4 protein-coding genes are annotated in these 1,846 nt (G+C 41.4%); 2 read left to right on the forward strand and 2 right to left on the reverse strand.

The annotated features are described in order from the left end of the window. On the forward strand, positions 1–250 hold a 250-nt coding region (locus B7X71_RS16210; RefSeq protein ID WP_293599854.1), incomplete at its 5' end, for a DnaB-like helicase C-terminal domain-containing protein. A 70-nt stretch (positions 251–320) separates the two neighbouring features. Here the strand turns inward: B7X71_RS16210 and B7X71_RS16215 are convergent. Both B7X71_RS16215 and B7X71_RS16220 read right to left on the reverse strand, forming a co-directional pair. Continuing rightward, entirely contained in the window at positions 321–587 is a 267-nt protein-coding gene (locus B7X71_RS16215) for a hypothetical protein (RefSeq protein WP_293599855.1), read from the reverse strand. 30 nt (positions 588–617) lie between these two features. Next, positions 618–1,439: a mechanosensitive ion channel family protein gene (locus B7X71_RS16220; RefSeq protein WP_293601489.1), complete on the reverse strand. Its 822-nt coding sequence runs from the start codon at positions 1,437–1,439 to the stop codon at positions 618–620. 186 nt (positions 1,440–1,625) lie between these two features. Between B7X71_RS16220 and B7X71_RS16225 the strand changes: the two genes are divergently transcribed. Continuing rightward, the coding region (locus B7X71_RS16225; RefSeq protein ID WP_293601490.1) for a hypothetical protein at positions 1,626–1,846 on the forward strand (221 nt) is incomplete at its 3' end.

Raw genomic sequence — 1,846 nt, forward strand, 5'->3', positions numbered from 1 at the left:
CATCATGTCTGATTTACGTGAGTCAGGTGCGATTGAGCAAGATGCTGACTTAATTATGTTTATCTACAGGGATGAGGTTTATCACCCCGATACCACGACGGATAAGGGTGTAGCGGAGATTATTATTGGTAAGCAGCGTAATGGTCCCATTGGCACAGTGCGCCTCAGCTGGCAAGGCCCTTATACCAAGTTCGATAACTTGGCGATGGGATCTATCGGATACTCTTCTGGTGGATATGAACCGTTCTAAGTAATTACTTCAATTTAAATTAAAAGCCTCGCAATAAAATGCGAGGCTTTTTAACTTCATGAGACGGTATTTACTTGCCACCTTCACACTTCTTAATAGATGCCTCTTTCGCAGCACCATATAGTGGCTTGCCATCCTTACTCACAGCTTTGGCTTCGCAACCAGAATTCGCTGCGGAACCCATACATTTTTTAATGGATGCATCTTTGGCTGCGCCATATAGTGGCTTGCCATCTTTGCTGACAGCTTTGGCTTCACATGCAGCCTGATCAGCGGATGCAATTGATGGAATTGCAAAGCTCAATGCAATACTTAAGGCGATGATGATTTTCTTCATTTTTACTTTTCCTAGTTGGTTGCTATGAAATTAACTTTGCTTCATGATCATATTTTGTGAGGCGATAGGTGCTGGGAATCCAGCCGCCGTCAATTCCTCACTCATGACGCGATTGCTATCAAAATAGACTTGCCAATAATGATCGTTATTGCAGTAAGGGCGCACTGCCAATACTGGACCAACAAGATTGAACTCCAATATATTGACTTCAACCGCTGGATCTTGCAAAACATTTGGGATAGCGGATATCTTTTCACGTAAAAGTTGCATCGCAGCGATTTGGTCGGCGGCTCCCGCAATTTGACATTTAAGGTCTACCCGGCGATAAGGGCTATGGCTAAAATTTTGAATTGTGTCACCCAAAATTTTGGTATTGCCAACCATTGTTGCAATATTGTCTGGCGTATAGATAGTTGATGAAAAGAGTCCAATCTCTTTAATAGTTCCCGTTACACCGCCTGCAGTCACGAAGTCACCAACCTTGAAGGGACGCAACACAATTACAAATACGCCTGCTGCAAAATTAGAGAGCAGACCAGCCCAGGCTGCGCCAATTGCAATACCGGCAGTAGCAATTAAAGCAGCAAAGCTAGTTGTCTGAATACCAAAATAGCCCAAAATACCAATGACTAGAAGGATATTGAGGGTGACAGAAACGACTGATCCTACATAGCGCAGAATAGTTGGATCTAGTTTTTGTTGCTCTAGACCTTTGCGAAGAATGCTAAGAGCAAAGCCAATCAGCCAGCGTCCAATCACCCAAAAGGCGATTGCTGCCAAAATTTTTAGACCAATATCAGTTGCTGCTGTGACTAGTATTTCTTGAATACGGTCTATATCTATTTCTTTCATTGCTTCATTCCTATATTGGTTAAATGCAAAATTCTAAAATTTATATTCATAGGATTATTTCTAAAAACCATCAATCTAGATATTAGCCCTTGAGTTAATAGATATTATCCAAATGGCTAATTATTATTTACATACCAAAAGAGCACCTCCGGAGCAGATTAATTTAATTTTTACGTATATGTAGATATGAAATACCCATTTTTCTCGTACCAATTTTCCTTATTGGGTCTATTAGGCGCCATATTCATTGTTGCTTCATGTGGACCCGTATTAGCTCAGTCTACAGGGGGTTGCGATTCTTATGCTCCAAATACTGCAAGCGGTACTTCTCAAACGGTGAGTTGTAACAGTAGCATCAGTCCTGCAGCAACAGAGGGTGTTACTTCAACTGCGAATTCTACAAGTAT

This window comes from Polynucleobacter sp. 39-46-10, from assembly GCF_002282275.1.